Origin of the sequence: Pseudoalteromonas sp. KG3 (genome assembly GCF_030436385.1) — a bacterium.
In the GTDB taxonomy this organism is placed as follows: Bacteria; Pseudomonadota; Gammaproteobacteria; order Enterobacterales; family Alteromonadaceae; genus Pseudoalteromonas; species Pseudoalteromonas prydzensis.
On record NZ_CP098524.1, the window covers coordinates 525293 to 541060 of the forward strand.

Annotated in this window: 15 protein-coding genes and 1 pseudogene; 6 read left to right on the plus strand and 10 right to left on the minus strand. The window is 41.4% G+C overall.

The window, feature by feature from the left end:
- The first annotated feature begins 290 nt into the window (after positions 1–290).
- Both NDQ71_RS24465 and NDQ71_RS20860 read left to right on the plus strand, forming a co-directional pair.
- Positions 291–713, plus strand: coding sequence for a hypothetical protein (locus NDQ71_RS24465; RefSeq protein ID WP_367318020.1), 423 nt, complete (start codon positions 291–293; stop codon positions 711–713).
- 84 nt (positions 714–797) lie between these two features.
- Positions 798–1697 carry an IS982 family transposase gene (locus NDQ71_RS20860; protein WP_283710313.1) on the plus strand — a complete coding sequence of 300 codons (900 nt, stop codon included), beginning with the start codon at positions 798–800 and terminating at the stop codon, positions 1695–1697.
- A 163-nt stretch (positions 1698–1860) separates the two neighbouring features.
- Here NDQ71_RS20860 and hisIE read toward each other — a convergent pair whose 3' ends face one another.
- From hisIE to hisG, 8 genes are read right to left on the minus strand one after another with little or no spacing between them, the layout of a single operon-like run.
- Positions 1861–2475, minus strand: coding sequence for a bifunctional phosphoribosyl-AMP cyclohydrolase/phosphoribosyl-ATP diphosphatase HisIE (gene hisIE / locus NDQ71_RS20865; RefSeq protein WP_192542085.1), 615 nt, complete (start codon positions 2473–2475; stop codon positions 1861–1863).
- Positions 2466–3245, minus strand: a complete 780-nt coding sequence (hisF, locus tag NDQ71_RS20870) for an imidazole glycerol phosphate synthase subunit HisF (protein ID WP_064664967.1) — start codon at positions 3243–3245, stop codon at positions 2466–2468. Before hisF ends, hisIE begins: the two co-directional genes overlap by 10 nt.
- Complete coding sequence (locus tag NDQ71_RS20875; RefSeq protein ID WP_301563084.1) at positions 3227–3961, minus strand: 1-(5-phosphoribosyl)-5-[(5-phosphoribosylamino)methylideneamino] imidazole-4-carboxamide isomerase; 735 nt, start codon at positions 3959–3961, stop codon at positions 3227–3229. Before NDQ71_RS20875 ends, hisF begins: the two co-directional genes overlap by 19 nt.
- Positions 3962–3987: 26 nt before the next feature.
- The gene (hisH, locus tag NDQ71_RS20880; RefSeq protein ID WP_192542083.1) at positions 3988–4578 is read right to left on the minus strand and encodes an imidazole glycerol phosphate synthase subunit HisH; all 591 of its coding nucleotides are present in this window, start codon (positions 4576–4578) and stop codon (positions 3988–3990) included.
- On the minus strand, positions 4575–5636 hold the full coding sequence (gene hisB / locus NDQ71_RS20885; protein ID WP_192542082.1) for a bifunctional histidinol-phosphatase/imidazoleglycerol-phosphate dehydratase HisB: 1062 nt from the start codon (positions 5634–5636) through the stop codon (positions 4575–4577). The genes hisH and hisB overlap by 4 nt, the downstream gene beginning before the upstream one ends.
- Entirely contained in the window at positions 5633–6718 is a 1086-nt protein-coding gene (gene hisC / locus NDQ71_RS20890; protein WP_064664963.1) for a histidinol-phosphate transaminase, read from the minus strand. The genes hisB and hisC overlap by 4 nt, the downstream gene beginning before the upstream one ends.
- The gene (gene hisD / locus NDQ71_RS20895; RefSeq protein WP_064664962.1) at positions 6715–8022 is read right to left on the minus strand and encodes a histidinol dehydrogenase; all 1308 of its coding nucleotides are present in this window, start codon (positions 8020–8022) and stop codon (positions 6715–6717) included. The genes hisC and hisD overlap by 4 nt, the downstream gene beginning before the upstream one ends.
- 4 nt (positions 8023–8026) lie before the next feature.
- Positions 8027–8926, minus strand: a complete 900-nt coding sequence (gene hisG, locus NDQ71_RS20900; RefSeq protein ID WP_064664961.1) for an ATP phosphoribosyltransferase — start codon at positions 8924–8926, stop codon at positions 8027–8029.
- Positions 8927–9285: 359 nt separating this feature from the next.
- Between hisG and NDQ71_RS20905 the strand changes: the two genes are divergently transcribed.
- A complete protein-coding gene (locus NDQ71_RS20905) occupies positions 9286–9519 on the plus strand; it encodes a hypothetical protein (RefSeq protein WP_064664960.1) in 234 nt (77 codons plus the stop codon).
- Between the two features lie 86 nt (positions 9520–9605).
- Positions 9606–10571, plus strand: a complete 966-nt coding sequence (locus tag NDQ71_RS20910; protein ID WP_301563085.1) for a diguanylate cyclase — start codon at positions 9606–9608, stop codon at positions 10569–10571.
- 18 nt (positions 10572–10589) lie between these two features.
- Here the strand turns inward: NDQ71_RS20910 and NDQ71_RS20915 are convergent, their stop codons facing one another.
- Together NDQ71_RS20915 and NDQ71_RS20920 are read right to left on the minus strand one after the other, a co-directional pair.
- The gene (locus tag NDQ71_RS20915; protein WP_301563086.1) at positions 10590–11864 is read right to left on the minus strand and encodes a sodium:proton antiporter; all 1275 of its coding nucleotides are present in this window, start codon (positions 11862–11864) and stop codon (positions 10590–10592) included.
- A gap of 185 nt (positions 11865–12049) precedes the next feature.
- Entirely contained in the window at positions 12050–12388 is a 339-nt protein-coding gene (locus tag NDQ71_RS20920; RefSeq protein WP_301563100.1) for a MarR family winged helix-turn-helix transcriptional regulator, read from the minus strand.
- A 461-nt stretch (positions 12389–12849) separates the two neighbouring features.
- On the opposite strand from NDQ71_RS20920, the pseudogene NDQ71_RS20925 reads away from it, so the two are divergent.
- Together NDQ71_RS20925 and NDQ71_RS20930 are read left to right on the plus strand one after the other, a co-directional pair.
- Positions 12850–14451, plus strand: a pseudogene (locus tag NDQ71_RS20925) (M4 family metallopeptidase); the annotation flags it as partial.
- Between the two features lie 96 nt (positions 14452–14547).
- Positions 14548–15765 carry an IS4 family transposase gene (locus NDQ71_RS20930; protein ID WP_301562640.1) on the plus strand — a complete coding sequence of 406 codons (1218 nt, stop codon included), beginning with the start codon at positions 14548–14550 and terminating at the stop codon, positions 15763–15765.
- The last annotated feature ends 3 nt before the right edge of the window (positions 15766–15768 follow it).

Genomic DNA, 15768 nt, shown 5'->3' on the forward strand with positions numbered 1-15768 from the left:
TGCACTTTCTCAATAAGTACTTCTTACTTAACGATCATCATACTGCCCATGATGAAGTCGCACACTGGCGGGTGAGTGCACTGCGGATAATTTTAACTCTCGTTACTTTGCTCTGTTTTTTGGTCGTTTGTTATACATACACCCGCGCAATTGAATTTAACCTAATTTACATTGCAGTTATTACTATTAGTTTTTTCACCATTGCTTTTAGTCTTTTATTAGCAAGTAAGCGATTTTACATATTTAGTGCAAATGCACTTCTATTAACTATCGTTGCCGGTAGTTTATCAATGAATTTATTTTTAACTGACTTAGAGCTTGCCAAGGTGGCTTCTATGTTTATGTATTCATGTCCCATCATTGCTCTTATGCTACTCGGTTACAGAACGGCTTTGGCCTACGGTATTTTAAACATCATACCTTTTTACATGATTATTAATAATGTTGATTTATCCGGCTATTCAGAAATAGCAAGCCAATTACCAGAAGCTGACTTATATATTACAGCCCTGATATTTTTATTTTTTAATATTTGTATCCCACTTGCCACTGCGCGAACAATTGTTGCTGCCAAACGTTTAAACAAAACCATGTTAAATGCTAATAGCTTCCTTAAAGATAAAAACGAGCTTTATCGCACCTTATTTACTGAATCTAATAAAGCTAAAATTATTGTCGACGAAAATTTAGTAATTAACCTGAGCTTCGGATAAGAAATTACTAATTTAAAGGAACTAAATGCTCGTTCCATGATCCGATCATTCGACCAAGAGTGATTAGAACAAAAAGGAACGAGCATGAACAAGTTAGTTGAAACGTACTGTGATGTCGATGATTTTTCAACGTTATTTTTCCCAAGCTGGCAGCGTATATTGCTCGAAAATGGTGAAATTAAACGTCGAAGAGCATGCCGCTTATCTCCGTCAGAGGTGATGACTATTATCATCCATTTTCACCAGTCACATTACAGAGATTTCAAAAACTACTATCTTCACTATGTTTGCCGTCAACTTAAAGCCTATTTTCCAGAGTTGCTGAGTTACACAAGGTTTCTCGCGCTTATGCCTAGTGTGGTGGTTCCGATGTGCAGTTACCTCACATCAAAACTTGGCAAGCCCACAGGTATACAATTTGTTGACTCCACTAAAATAGAAGTGTGTCACATCATCAGAGCTAAAAGAAATAAAGTGTTTGAAGGCGTTGCTCATCATGGAAAAGGCACTATGGGTTGGTCATATGGATTCAAACTACACTTAATAATTAATCATTTAGGTGAGATTGTGGCGCTAAAGCTCACAACGGGCAATGTGGATGATCGAGAGCCTGTTTCTGATATGGCGGACTCTATCTTCGGAAAACTCTATGGCGACAAAGGTTATATCAGCAAAGCGCTCTCTGGTGAGTTACTAGAAAAAGGTGTCGAGTTAATCACGACGGTTCGAAAGAATATGAAGAAAAAATTTATTTCATTGTGGGACAGGGCTTTATTGAAAAAACGATTTATAATCGAAACGGTGAATGATCAATTGAAAAACATTTCTTACATTGAACACTCTAGACACCGCAGTATGCATGGCTTTATGCTAAATTTACTTGGTGGATTAATTGCCTATTGCCTAAAAGAGGAAAAGCCGTCATTAGATTTAACATCGCAAGAACTTGAAATTTTAGAGAGTAATAATCTAATGTTGGCTTAACCAGATCTCAGGTTAGTTAGGCGAGGTTACGATCTTGCTGGCCAACAAGGGTTTAGTGAACATGATTTTACCCGTGATGTACTTGCAGCATTAGATGATAAAGCTTGAGCTACAATTTAGTAGCTAAAAAATACTTAGCGCGGCACCAGGGCCGCGCAAAATATTATTTATGACGACCTTGCAGACACGCAACCACGTCTTTTAATTCTAAGCCTTGGCGCTGTAGTAACACGATTAGGTGATATAGCAAATCAGCAGATTCATTAGTCAACTCTTCGTTATCGTGTTTCATCGCAGCTAGGGCAACCTCAACACCTTCTTCACCGACTTTTTGACAGCTACGGCTTAAGTCTTTCGCAAACAAAGAAGCAGTGTAGCTTTGTTCTGGATCGTCGTTTTTACGTTCAATAATCACCTGTTCAAGTTGGGCTAAGAAGCTTAAGGCAGGTTTTGCAGCATCACCAAAGCAACTTTGTGTGCCCAAGTGACACGTTGGCCCAAGTGGATTGGCAAGCACTAAAATTGAGTCATAGTCACAATCTGTATGTACTGACACCACTTCTAAGTAATTCTCAGAGGTTTCACCTTTGGTCCATAAACGATTTTTTGAACGGGAGTAAAAGGTCACTTTTTGCTTTTCGAAGGTGACTTCAAGTGATTCTTGGTTCATAAAACCTTGCATTAAAATAACGCCGGTTCGGGCATCTTGCACGATAGCTGGGATCAATTCGCTTTTTGCAAAATCAACTTGGGTCAGGTTTTGTTTGGTTAGTTGCATAGTCGCGCCGCCACTTGGTTATCGGTTAAATATTGTTTTAATTCGCCAATGTTGATCACATTTTTATGAAATACGCTGGCTGCGAGTGCACCATCAACGTGGCTTTGTTTAAAAACATCGACAAAATCTTGCATGGTGCCAGCACCACCTGAGGCAATAAGGGGAATATCACACAAAGCACGCATTTTAGATAGCTGTTGGTTATCGTAACCATTACGCACACCATCTTGGTTCATGCAGTTGAGTACGATTTCTCCTGCACCTAAGTCTTGCACTCGCTTTACCCACTCTTCGGTTTTATAACGGGTGCGGCTTGATGCATTCGGATCGCCAGTAAGCTGATAAACTAGGTATTCACCAGTTGTTTCATCATAAAAGCTATCAATACCGACCACTACACATTGCTTACCAAACTCATCATGTAGCTCTTTAATAAGCTCAGGACGCGCAATCGCAGGGCTGTTAATACTGATTTTATCCGCACCACGCTCAAGTACGCGCGCTGCATCAGCAACTGATTTAATTCCACCGGCAACACAAAATGGAATATCAATATGACGGGCAATGCTCTCAACCCAATTTACATCGAGTAGGCGTTTTTCAACGCTTGCGCTAATTTCATAAAAAACCAATTCGTCTGCGCCAGCTTCACTGTAAGCTTGCGCAAGCGTTAAAATATCACCAACGATTTCGTGACCTTTAAATTTTACGCCTTTCACTACTTGGCCGTCTTTGACATCTAAGCATGGGATTATACGTTTTGATAACATGCTAACGCCTCCTCAACATTAAATGCGCCATCAAGCAGTGACTTACCTAAAATAACGCCGCCAACGCCCAGCTCTTTAAGCTTTTTAATGTCATCAAGTGAGCTTACGCCACCAGATGCTTGCACTTTAATGTCGCCATTATGATTCGCTAAATCTTGGTACAGAGCGAAAGAGGGGCCGGTCATGGTGCCATCTTTACTGATGTCCGTACATAGAAAATCAATCACGCCCAATGCCACATAAAAATCGACTAATTCAAATAAGCCAAACTCAGACTCACTTAACCAACCGTGGGTAGCAGGGGCCCAGCCGCTTGTGGTTTTATTAACATCTAGGGCGATTACAAAGTGCTTGGCACCGAATTTTTCAATCCAGCTTTTTACTTCATCGCGTTTTTCAACTGCCATAGAGCCAATTACTACTTGATTAGCACCGGCTTTTAGCCAGTCGTTTACGTCTTGTTCAGTACGAATACCGCCACCGACTTGATAGGGTACATTAAGTGCTTTGGTGGCCGCTTGAATGTGTTGCCATTGCTTTTTGCTTGGATCGCGGGCACCTTCTAAATCAACCAAGTGCAATTTACCTGCGCCGCTTTGTGCATACTCTTGTAATCGTGCACCAAGTTCAAAGGGATAAAACTGCGCTGTGTCGTACTTACCTTGGTATAAACGTACGATTTGATTTTGTAATACATCTAATGCTGGAATAATCACGTTAAATTCTCTTTATTAATAGTTGATTAAACTTGCCAGTCTAAAAAGTTTTGTAATAACCGTGTGCCGACTTTAGCACTACGCTCCGGGTGAAATTGCATACCTGCGTAGTTGTCGTTGGCAACAATTGCTGAAAAGGTTTGCCCGTATTCGCCACTCACAAGGGTGGCATCATTTACGGTATGAGCAAAGCTATGCACAAAATACACTTGGTCATTGACATCAAGGCCTTTAGTGAGCGCATGCGCACGGTTAACGTTCAGGTTATTCCAGCCCATGTGCGGCGAGGTTAAATTGCCAACATCCAGCGCTTTAACTTGTCCTGGGATTTTACCTAAGCACTGTACATTACCTTCTTCAGTGCTGTCGCATAAAAGCTGCATACCTAAACAAATCCCCATCAGCGGGCGTTGGTATTCATTGATTGCCTGTTGCCAACCGCCTTCTACCAAGCGTTTCATGGCAACAGAGGCGTGGCCTACGCCCGGTAAAATGGCGCGTTCAAAGCTTTTAAGCTGCTCAGGTGAAGTGATCACCTCTGGCGTTTGGCCTAAACGCTCAAATGCAAAGCGCACTGAGTTGATATTGGCACAACCGGTATTAATAATGGCAATCATAAACACCCCTTAGAGCTGGCTGTTTGTTGGCTAGCATCAGCCGCAATGGCCATACGTAGCGCGCGAGAAAACGCTTTAAACAAACCTTCAACTTGGTGATGACAGTTACCGTTGCTCACAGACAATATTAAACTAATTGCAGCATTGTCGCTTAAACTTTTGAAAAAGTGCTCAACCATTTGCACATCTAGATCACCGGCTTTTTCACGGCTAAAGTTGGCGTTTAGTACAAACGAAGCACGCCCTGATAAATCGATTTGCGCTTCCGCTTTGCATTCATCCATTGGTAGCGCAAAACCATAACGAGCAATTTGCGATTTAGTACCTAGTGCTTCTTTTAATGCAAGGCCCAGCGCAATACCAATGTCTTCAACTAAGTGGTGCTCATCAATGTGTAAATCACCTTTAGCTTGAATATCTAGGCCGATGTTGGCGTGAGTACGAATTTGATCGAGCATGTGATCAAAAAAGCCAAGGCCAGTGCTTATCTCACCATTTTTACTTTGGTCTAAATTGAGTTTGACATCAATTTGCGTTTCTTTGGTATTGCGGGTAACACGGCCTTGGCGATCTGCAGTGGTGAGTTTGGTGACAATCGCGTTCCAGTCACCGTCATACAAAATGCCTTCGCAACATAAGTTTTGCGCAAGACCAATATCCGTTTGGCGGTCGCCAATCACAAAAGAGCGACCTAAATCAACTTTACCAGAGCGCATAAGCTCGGTGAGTAGGCCGGTTTTCGGTTTACGGCAATCACAGTTTTGCTCATCAAAGTGAGGGCAAATTAACACGTCGTCAAACTTAATCCCTTGGCTTGATAAAATATCCATCATTTTATCTTGAGCGATATCAAAGTCAGCGGTTGGAAAGCTGTCTGTGCCTAAACCATCTTGGTTTGATACCATCACTAAACGATAACCCGCAGCTTGTAATTGTAATAGTGCAGGGATCACATTGGGCAAAAACGCCAGCTTTTCTAAGCTGTCTACTTGTTTGTCTGTGATTGGCTCTTCGATAATCGTACCGTCACGGTCGATAAATAAATACGGGTTACTCATGATACTTCCTGCTCTTTTTGCGTGGTAGATTGGCTTAAGCCATCTAACCAAATTTTTACTTGTTCTAATTCTTGTTCATTACCAATTGAAATGCGTAACCAATCGTTTTCACCGTATAAAGTAAATGCACGCATCACTAAACCTTGCTCAAGTGCAACGTGAAAGCTGTTTTTATCGGCAAGCTTAAGTGTGACAAAGTTACCTTCACCACTGAGCACGTGTAAAACCGCAGGAGACGCTGCTAACCATTGCTTAAGCTTAACTTTTAGGGCGTTTAAAATGGTGACTTGGCGACGCATTGAGGTAATTGCATCTGGGCTTAGAGCGCTTGCAGCAATACTCGCGACCACAGTTGACACTGGATACGGCGCGATCACTTTACGTATTGGCGCAAGTACCGACGCTTGGGCTAGGGTAAAGCCAGTACGAAGGCCTGCTAACGCAAACGCTTTTGAAAGTGTACGCAGCACAACTAGGTTGGCAAATTCATTAATAAGGCTGCTTGCGCTTTGCTCAGGGCAAAACTCAATATATGCTTCATCAACAATCACCAAGGCTTTATCAGTTAAGGCTGTGGCAATGGCTTTGATTTTATCAAGCGATGTTAAACTGCCAGTTGGGTTATTGGGGTTGCAAATAAACACTAATTTACTATTACCAACAGCTGTGATTATTTCATCAACTGAGCCATCTAACAGCAGCGCTTGGCTTAAACCGTTAATCGCTACATTGTGAGTATCTGCCGTTACTTTATACATACCATAAGTTGGTAAGAATAACGCAACTGAATCTTGCCCTGGCTGGCAATAGGTGCGAACCAGTAGTTCAATACCTTCATCTGCACCGCGGGTCATCAATACGTGCTCAGGTGTTAATTGCGCGTAAGTTGCATAACTGTTTATCACAGTTGCAGGCTGCGGATCTGGGTAGCGGTTTAAATCTTCAATACTGATATTAACGCTTTTTACATACGGACTTTCGTTGGCATTTAGCCATGTTGTGCCGGTAAGTTTTTCACTTTTTGCTGAGCTATATGCTGCTAATGCATCAATATTGGCTGGTAATAAGGGGTTATTACTCATTGTTCATTACCTCTATTCATGGCCTCTAAACGTACCTTTACAGCATTTGCGTGGGCATCAAGTCCTTCTGCATCAGCCAGAGGTAATATTGCTTTTGATAAGTTTCTTAACCCATTTTGGGTGATTGTTTGTACGGTATAAGTACGGAAAAAATCCAGTAAATTTAAACTTGAGTACGTGGCACTGTAACCATATGTCGGTAACACGTGATTCGTACCCGAGGCGTAATCACCTGCGGACTCTGGCGTGTAGTCACCCACAAAGACAGAGCCGGCATTTTTTACTTTAGCTAAATACGGGTTCGCGTCCGCTAATTGCAAAATTAAGTGTTCAGGGCCATATTGCGCTGATACATCAAATGCTTGCTCGATTGAATCAACCAAAATAAGCGATGAATTAGCCAATGCTTTTGCTGCAATATCTTGTCGTGATAGTTTGGCTAGCTGACGCTCAATAGCTTGTTCAGTTCGGGTGATAGTCAATTCACTGTTACTCAGTAAAATAACTTGTGAGTCTGCACCGTGCTCTGCTTGAGATAATAAATCTGCGGCAATAAATTCAGGGTTAGCACGCTCATCAGCAATCACCAATACCTCAGAAGGGCCCGCTGGCATATCTATTGCCATACCAGGAATTGTTTGTGCAACAAGTTGTTTAGCCATAGTCACAAAGCTGTTACCTGGACCAAAGATCTTATTCACCTTAGGCACAGAGTCTGTACCATAGGCCATTGCGGCGATTGCACCGGCGCCGCCACTTTCGACGATTGTTTTGATACCGCATAATTTAGCCGCATATAAAATTGCTGGATTGATTGGTAAGTCGCCTTGTACTGGTGTTGCTAACACTACAGTACTTGCGCCGCTTAACTGTGCAAGCACACCTTGCATAATCACCGACGAAGGTAAAGGTGCACTACCACCAGGTACGTAAATGCCAACCGCTTCGATAGCTTGATATTTTAGTTCACACAACACGCCAGGTTGAGTGGTCAACTTAATATCTTTAGGTAGTTGTGCTTGGTGAAAACGTTTCACATTGGCATAAGCCGTATCAATCGCATATTTAAGCTCAGGACTTAGCTGTTGCACAGCATTATTTATCTCGTCTTGTGGCACTAATAACCGTGGCTTTTCACGGTTATCAAATTGCTTCGCCATATCGAGTAGGGCACCATCGCCTTGCTCTTTTACATTCGCCATAATCGTTTGGCAAATGTCTTCAACTTCAGCACTTGCACTGACAGCAGGGCGCATAAGCGCCGCACTTTGTGCATCTGCGGATACCTCATTCCAGCGCAGCATTGAGTTACTCCATCATTTTTTCAATTGGCATAACTAAGATAGAGTTTGCGCCTAGCGCTTTTAATTGCTCCATCGTTTCCCAGAATAAGGTTTCGCTGCTCACCATGTGCAGTGCAACGTATTCATCAGAGCCTGCTAGGGCTAATACCGTTGGTTGGCCAGAGCCTGGTAAAATATCGCAAATTTCATCCAGTTTATCTTTTGGCGCGTGAAGCATGATGTATTTGCTTTCTTTGGCTTGTCTCACACCGCGTAAGCGTGGCATAAGTTTGTTGATAAGCGCTAGTTTATCCGCATCTTGTAGGTCTTTGTTTTGGATAAGGCAGGCGTTTGATTCTAAGATAGTATCGCCTTGCATTAGGCCGTTCGCTTCAAGTGTGGCACCGGTAGAGACTAGATCACATATTGCATCAGCTAGGCCTGCACGAGGAGCTACTTCAACAGAGCCAGTAAGCATAACAGTACTGGCGTTAATGCCTTCACGTTTTAAATATTGAGTTAATATTTCAGGGTAGGTGGTGGCAATACGTTTGCCTTCAAACCAACTCTTATCTTGCTTACCGAGTTCTTGTGGCCATGCAAGGGCTAAGCGGCAGTAACCAAAATCAAGTTTAGATAATTTAGTGACTTCACTTGGTACGCCTTGACGCTGACGCTCAGCTTGTACTTCAACAAGTACGTTTTCACCTACTATGCCTAAATCACACACGCCGTCCATTACAAGGCCCGGAATATCGTCATCGCGCACACGTAATACATCAATTGGCATATTAGTTGAGTGGGCGATTAAACGTTGCTCACGTAAATTAAGTTTAACACCTAATTGTTTAAGTAAGTCTTGGCAATCTTTAGAAAGGCGGCCACCTTTTTGGATGGCGATACGTAGACGGTTGCTGTTACTCATTATTCATTTTCCTTTAATTTAAAAACTAAAAACCCCGAGGGAACCTCAGGGCGAAAATGAATCTTTATATTTTGATTCGCCAGAGGTTCCTTTTAGGAATAACCTCTCAGCGAAAGACCTGACAGGTTATTCCGGTGAATGGTGGTGATGATGTACTGTTGTCAGGTTTAAACGCATAATACTATTTCCTAAGTAACTTTCGTTTAGTCATTGTTGTATGTAAACAAAAGTGTGTAATATGTTTAAGTAAATTTCACATATAGAAAAACATATTTTAATGAGTACTGGCAAGTTTTTTTTGCATAAATTAAAGAATAAGCTATAACCGCCGATACTAAGAGTATTAATAGGAGGTACTTATGGATATGATGATCCCGTATTTAGGGCAGATCACACGTCTGCAGCTCGAGTCTAAAGGCGCGTTTTACATCGCGGGCCTAAAAGATTCGAACACGTCGCGAATTGAACGCGAAAAGCGCAGAAAACGTGAGTTTCTTCAGAAAGGATTGTTGCCCGATACCGCAACTCAACCTGATAAACCAGCCATATCAGAAGATGAAGATGGCGAAAAGCACCTTGATACATGGGCCTAAAAAACTCAATACATTAATAGTATTTATTAAATCTGCTATATTAGATATACACAAAAAACTAATAAATATGTACGTTGAGGTACTTAATGGATAAGCCGTTATTCCCTGACAATGAAGACGTGAGGCTTGCCGCATTAAGAGCGCTCAATATATTAGACACGCAAAGTGAAGAGTCACTAGATCGAGTCACACGTCTAGCTAAATATTTATTTGATGTACCAATCGCGTTGATCAGCCTAATTGATGAGGATAGACAGTGGTTTAAATCATGCATTGGGCTGGATGTTAAAGAGACTCCTCGCGATATTTCTTTTTGTGGTCACGCTATATTAGATGATGATCCGCTAGTTATTGGTGATGCATGCAATGATCCTCGTTTTGCAGACAACCCATTGGTTTTAAATGCACCAAACATACGATTTTATGCAGGATACCCAATTAAATTATCGAATGGGCTGTGTATTGGTACGCTGTGCATTATTGATATAAAGCCACGTGAATTCTCCTTTGATGATACTCAGGCATTAAAAGATCTCGCGTTGATAACGCAGCGTGAGATATCAATTCAGCAGTTAGCAACTCGTGATGAGTTAACAAATATCCCTAACCGCCGTGGCTTTACTTTAATGGCTGAACGTTATTTAGATCTATGTAATCGACAGCAATTAAACGCCATCGTAATTTTTATTGATCTAGACTCATTTAAGCCAATCAACGATAAATATGGGCATGCTGAAGGTGATCGAGTGCTGAATTTATTTGCCAGTGTAATAAGTTCTTCATGTCGTAAATCAGATCTATTTGGTCGTTTTGGTGGTGATGAGTTTGTACTGATGTTAACACAGGCGACATTGCGTGAATGCCAGCTTCTTATATCGCGCATAGAAGAAAGTGCCAGTAAACTGAGTCAGTCGCTACCTAACTTAGCAACATTTAGTTTTTCGTTTGGTATAGCCGAATTTAACCCTCAACACCCGTTAGAGCTCGAAGCGTTGTTGCAAATAGCAGATGCAGATATGTACAAAAATAAAGCGGCTAAAAAGGCAAGTTAACCTTTTTAGCCCAAGCAATTATTTAGCGGAGTTAATACTGCTATGGATGAGTGGCGAAATAGTAAGGCCTTGTACAATGATGGAAAATATCACCACCACATAAGTAACAATTACAATGAGATTATGTAAGTCAGAGCCACCTATAAATACTTCATCGCGAGGGATTGCAGCCGCCATTGCCAGCGCAAGGCCACCACGCAGCCCACCCCAAGTTAAGATTTTCACTGTGTGTTTGTCGTATTTTCGAAATTTCTTAAACAATACAAATGGCGCGCCAACACTGATAAAACGAGCAAATAACACCACTGGCACCATCAGTAGACCTAAGCCGATTTCAGCTAGGCTGATAGGCATAGTGACAATCAGCATACCGATGATCAAAAATAACAGCGCATTTAAAAAGCTATCTGTGGCATGCCAAAAATCTTTTACATAGCGTGTATCCTCAGGCCCCGTTCTCTCTGTTGCTTTACTACGGGTAATATTACCAAGTAATATACCACTGGTGACCATTGCCAGTGCGCCTGATATCTCCCAAATATTGGCTGCAGCAAATCCCGCGGTTGGAATGGTTAACGTCAGCAATAAACGAATATTCACATCACGACTATTAATTATTAAGAAATGACCAATTAAGGCTATTACTAAACCAAATACAATGCCACCAATGGCATCAACTAAAAACAACTCGCCAATATCAGCTACAGTTGCTTCAGTACCGTAAAATGCCACTGCAAAAATAGTGGTGAAGATCACTAAGCCAATACCGTCATTAAATAACGACTCACCTTCTACCTGAACCGAAATTCCCTCAGGTGCGCGCATTTGTTTGATGATGGCAAGTACAGCAATAGGATCAGTAGGGCTAATTAATGCACCAAATAATAAACAATAAATAAAAGGCACTGACCAGCCCAGTAGTGCAAATAAGTAAAAGCTTAAGTAACCGATAATAAATGTGGAGACCAGAGTTGAAAACAATACTAAGGCGGTTATTTCCCAGCGCTGCTTTTTAAGCGCGGCAAGGTTGATTTCAAGTGCTCCCGCAAACAGCAAAAAGCCTAACATCCCTTTGAGTAATAATTGATTAAAATCAATGCTTGAGACGATTTTGGTTATCTCAAGAGCGGTCGAATCCCCTTGTAATTTAACCGCTAAAATTAATAATAATGAGATCACCACAGAGCCTGTTGTTATGGCAATGGTTGTTTGCATCTTGAGTATGTATTGGTTAGCAAAAGCAATAAAAATAGCTAATGCAGATAAAAAACAAATGAGGTACCAAGCATTCATTGATTGACCTTAATAATGGATTGAAAATAATGTGCTTTCATATTTATATATCTTACGCCTGAGACTGTGAAATGTCACCGTCGCACACCGCTCATAGTGCAGGTATTAACACCATGAGAATAGTGCGTTTTAATGGCATTTTTACAGTAATTGTTAGTAAATATGCCGACATAAAAATTCCTAAATTACTTCTCAGCCAATAGGGTATTACGAATAGTCTGTAGTGAGGCAATAAATTGTGCTGACTGATTGGCAGTTAATCCGCTCATGGCTGCTGTAATTACTTGTTTGCTAACATTGTCAATTGCAGCGATATGTTCATCTGCATGCTTTGTTAAATAAATTAAGTACGCACGTCGATCACTGGGATCAGCTCTGCGCTCAACAAGGTGGAGTTTCTCTAGTTGGTCAATAAGTCGCGCTAAAGTGATTGGTTGTATTTCTAACTTGTCTGCAAGCTCAACTTGTCTAACTCCTTGCTGGCGAGCAACATACTTAAGTGCTTTTGCTTCGGCGAGTGTCAGCGGTGAACTTGTTAGCTGCTAGGTAAAATTACGCCGCATAAGTCGTGTTACATCGGCGAGTAAAAAGCTGCAATTATCTTGAGTCATGGTTAATTGGCAAGTTAGTAACGTATGCTTATTATATGCTTTGCTTTTATAATTTCAAGTTTTGAGATGCTTAATAAAACACGAATGCGATGACAATTTGCTAAGTGTGATTAAAAATACCTAATTCATGTTATTTGTTAATTTATTGTAATTATATATTTACGTTTTTCATATCTTATTTTAATGATTAATTAACATAAATCCTGCATCCACCTGATTTTTATAAGGTTAAATAAATTTCAATCCTCCCATTTGTTAATTTTATGTTTAATTTTCCTTTTTTGGAAAAGCCGTATAGGCTGAACTTGAATCGGGAACAGGCAGTGCCGGTTAATACAAAAATATTAAATATAACAATCTAACGGAGCGTAAACGTGAATTTATCTAAAATCACATTAGCAACTATTGGTGTTCTGGCTTTAACACAAGCATCAACCGCAATGGCTGCGAGCAAACAATACCTAAATGAACAGATGGGCTTAAATAAAGCATTACAAACGAGTGCCTCGGCGGTTCTTTTGGCAAGCCCAAAGCAGTTAATAGGCTTAGAAGATGGCAGCGACTTGGTCGTTTTAAAAGAAGTAAAAAGTAACAACGGTGATACCACTCGTCGTTATCAACAACAATATAAAGGGTTACCAGTCATTGGTGACACCGTGAGTTTAACTTTTAATAGTAACGGACAATTAAAGCGTGCCCATGGCGCTGCGGTTTATGATATTAGCAGCGATATCGATACTGTTAAGCCGAAACTAGCTAAAAAAACGGCAATCGCACGTGGTCAGCAACATTCACCTGCTGCGGCAAAAGCTGTCGGTCTTAAAAAACACAACGAACAATCTCGTTTGGCAATTTGGATTGATGAAGACAATATTGCCCATTTAGTCTACGAAGTAACTTATGTGACCTATGGCGCAGAGCCTGCTCGCCCATATCAGATCATCGATGCCCATTCAGGTGAGTTGCTACATAGCTTTGATAATCTTCAACATGCTAGTGCAACAGGCCCAGGCGGTAATTTAAAAACAGGTAAATACATTTATGGTACTGACTTTGGTAGCTTAGATGTCACGCAATCTGGCAATAACTGCACGATGAATAGCGCCAATGTGAAAACCATTAATTTAAATGGCGGTACTAGTGGCTCAACAGCGTATTCATTTACCTGCCCAGAAAACACTTTTAAGGAAATTAACGGGGCGTATTCGCCACTTAACGATGCCCACTATTTTGGTAATGTGATTTATAACATGTATAACGATTGGCTTGGCACTGCGCCACTTTCGTTTCAATTAAAAATGCGTGTTCATTACGGCAATAATTATGAAAATGCATTTTGGGATGGCAGTGCAATGACATTCGGTGACGGCCAAAATACATTTTATCCTTTGGTTAGTTTAGATGTCTCTGCCCATGAAGTAAGTCATGGCTTCACAGAGCAAAACTCAGGGCTGGTATACAGTGGCAAATCAGGTGGCTTGAACGAAGCATTTTCTGATATGGCTGGTGAAGCTGCTGAGTTTTACATGAAAGGCAGCAATGATTGGCTAGTCGGGCAAGAAATCTTCAAAGGCAATGGCGCATTACGTTATATGAATAATCCGACCCAAGATGGCAGCTCGATTGATAACCAAGCAAATTATTATTCGGGCATGGATGTTCATTACAGCTCAGGTGTGTTTAATAAAGCGTTTTATAACCTAGCAACCACAGCTGGTTGGGATACCAAGAAAGCATTTGTGGTCATGGCTCGGGCTAATCAACTGTATTGGACTGCCAGTACCAATTGGGATTTAGCGGGGAATGGCGCAATGGACGCTGCCTGTGATTTAAACTATGACCCAGCGGATGTACAAAGCGCGCTTGCTGCGGTGGGTGTTACTTCGAACCTCAGTTCAGGCAGCAGCTGTGGTGGAACAAACCCACCACCAGCTGATGAGCAGCTTACCAATGGTGTGCCGCGTACTGGTATTAGTCTAAAGTATCCCCAAAATTAGCCTTTATATATCAATGAACTAATAGTGTTAAAAAATATGGGTAGTGAGGGAACATTCATGGTGTTTTGTGATCTTATGAATCGCTTAAAAACAACAGAACTAAACACCATGAATGCGTCTACTATTTTGCACAATATGCTCCGCGCTGTCACCCCTAACTCTATTCATAAAGCCAGATTTAATACTCTAGTCGCTGCCGTTAAATCTCTTTTGCACTGTCAGCAATGCACCTTGACATCTATTGGTCGCAATTTGGATTCAAAAACAACTGAAAAACATGATATTAAACGTATTGATCGACTACTCAATAACCACGAGCTTTTGCGTGAGTCGACATCGGTTTATGTTCGCTTAAGCCGTTTTGTGGTCACTGAAAAGCATCCCGTCATTTTGGTTGATTGGAGTCATGCAGATACACAAACCAAATACTGTATTCTGCGTGCCAGCATTGCCAGTGAAGGTCGTTCTTTGACCCTGTATCAGGAAAGTGCATTCAGTTTTCAGTATCATTGCCCAAAAGTTCAAAAACGGTTCTTAAAGATGCTCAAACTGATTTTGCCGGGTGACTGCCGGCCCGTAATTGTGACGGATGCGGGCTTTAAAGTTCCTTGGCTCAAAGCCGTGCGAAACAATGGCTGGCATTATATTAGCCGTGTTCGAGGTACGGCACATTTGAAAACGCAGGGCAGCGATGAGTTTGTTCCATGCCAGTCACTATTCAAGAGCAATCAACGTAAGAGCCAGTATCTTGGCGCGACCGAGTTGACCAAAAGTGCAAAATATCAAACTCATGCAGTGCTGGTTGGCAAGGGACATAAGTTATTAAAAAGAGATAAAAAACGTGGTTATAAGGAGCCTTGGCTACTCGTTTCTTCTCTTCCAAAGAGGCACCACTTTCTCGAAAAAGTACTCAAATTATATGGTATGAGAATGCAGATAGAAGCAGGATTTCGAGATCAAAAAAGTGTTAGGTTCGGCTTAGGCTCAGATCTGCACAGGACAAACAAACTCTATCGATTAGACATACTGTTGCTGCTTGCCACACTGGCTCATTGGTTCTCAATGATGCTGGGTGCAGTGATAGACAAAGCAGGAAAGACAGGCGCTTTTCAAGCTAATTCAACCAAAAAAAGACGAGTAGTGTCATGGGCATTTGTTGGGCTGCGATACTTCAAAAAACAGTCCATTAAACTGCGACGGCGAGATTATTTGGCAGGACTAGCCTATTTCGTACAGGTGGTAGTGCAACTCGATTGGAAAAATATGGATGTGAGTGATGTAATTGAAACTTAATGA

What these genes read in the sequence shown, in the direction of transcription:
- NDQ71_RS24465 (WP_367318020.1), top strand. Translation starts at nt 291, where the DNA reads ATGAATTTATTTTTAACTGACTTAGAGCTTGCCAAGGTGGCTTCTATG.
- NDQ71_RS20860 (WP_283710313.1), top strand. Translation starts at nt 798, where the DNA reads ATGAACAAGTTAGTTGAAACGTACTGTGATGTCGATGATTTTTCAACG.
- hisIE (WP_192542085.1), bottom strand. Translation starts at nt 2,475, where the DNA reads ATGCAACTAACCAAACAAAACCTGACCCAAGTTGATTTTGCAAAAAGC.
- hisF (WP_064664967.1), bottom strand. Translation starts at nt 3,245, where the DNA reads ATGTTATCAAAACGTATAATCCCATGCTTAGATGTCAAAGACGGCCAA.
- hisH (WP_192542083.1), bottom strand. Translation starts at nt 4,578, where the DNA reads ATGATTGCCATTATTAATACCGGTTGTGCCAATATCAACTCAGTGCGC.
- hisB (WP_192542082.1), bottom strand. Translation starts at nt 5,636, where the DNA reads ATGAGTAACCCGTATTTATTTATCGACCGTGACGGTACGATTATCGAA.
- hisC (WP_064664963.1), bottom strand. Translation starts at nt 6,718, where the DNA reads ATGAGTAATAACCCCTTATTACCAGCCAATATTGATGCATTAGCAGCA.
- hisD (WP_064664962.1), bottom strand. Translation starts at nt 8,022, where the DNA reads ATGCTGCGCTGGAATGAGGTATCCGCAGATGCACAAAGTGCGGCGCTT.
- hisG (WP_064664961.1), bottom strand. Translation starts at nt 8,926, where the DNA reads ATGAGTAACAGCAACCGTCTACGTATCGCCATCCAAAAAGGTGGCCGC.
- NDQ71_RS20905 (WP_064664960.1), top strand. Translation starts at nt 9,286, where the DNA reads ATGGATATGATGATCCCGTATTTAGGGCAGATCACACGTCTGCAGCTC.
- NDQ71_RS20910 (WP_301563085.1), top strand. Translation starts at nt 9,606, where the DNA reads ATGGATAAGCCGTTATTCCCTGACAATGAAGACGTGAGGCTTGCCGCA.
- NDQ71_RS20915 (WP_301563086.1), bottom strand. Translation starts at nt 11,864, where the DNA reads ATGAATGCTTGGTACCTCATTTGTTTTTTATCTGCATTAGCTATTTTT.
- NDQ71_RS20930 (WP_301562640.1), top strand. Translation starts at nt 14,548, where the DNA reads ATGAATCGCTTAAAAACAACAGAACTAAACACCATGAATGCGTCTACT.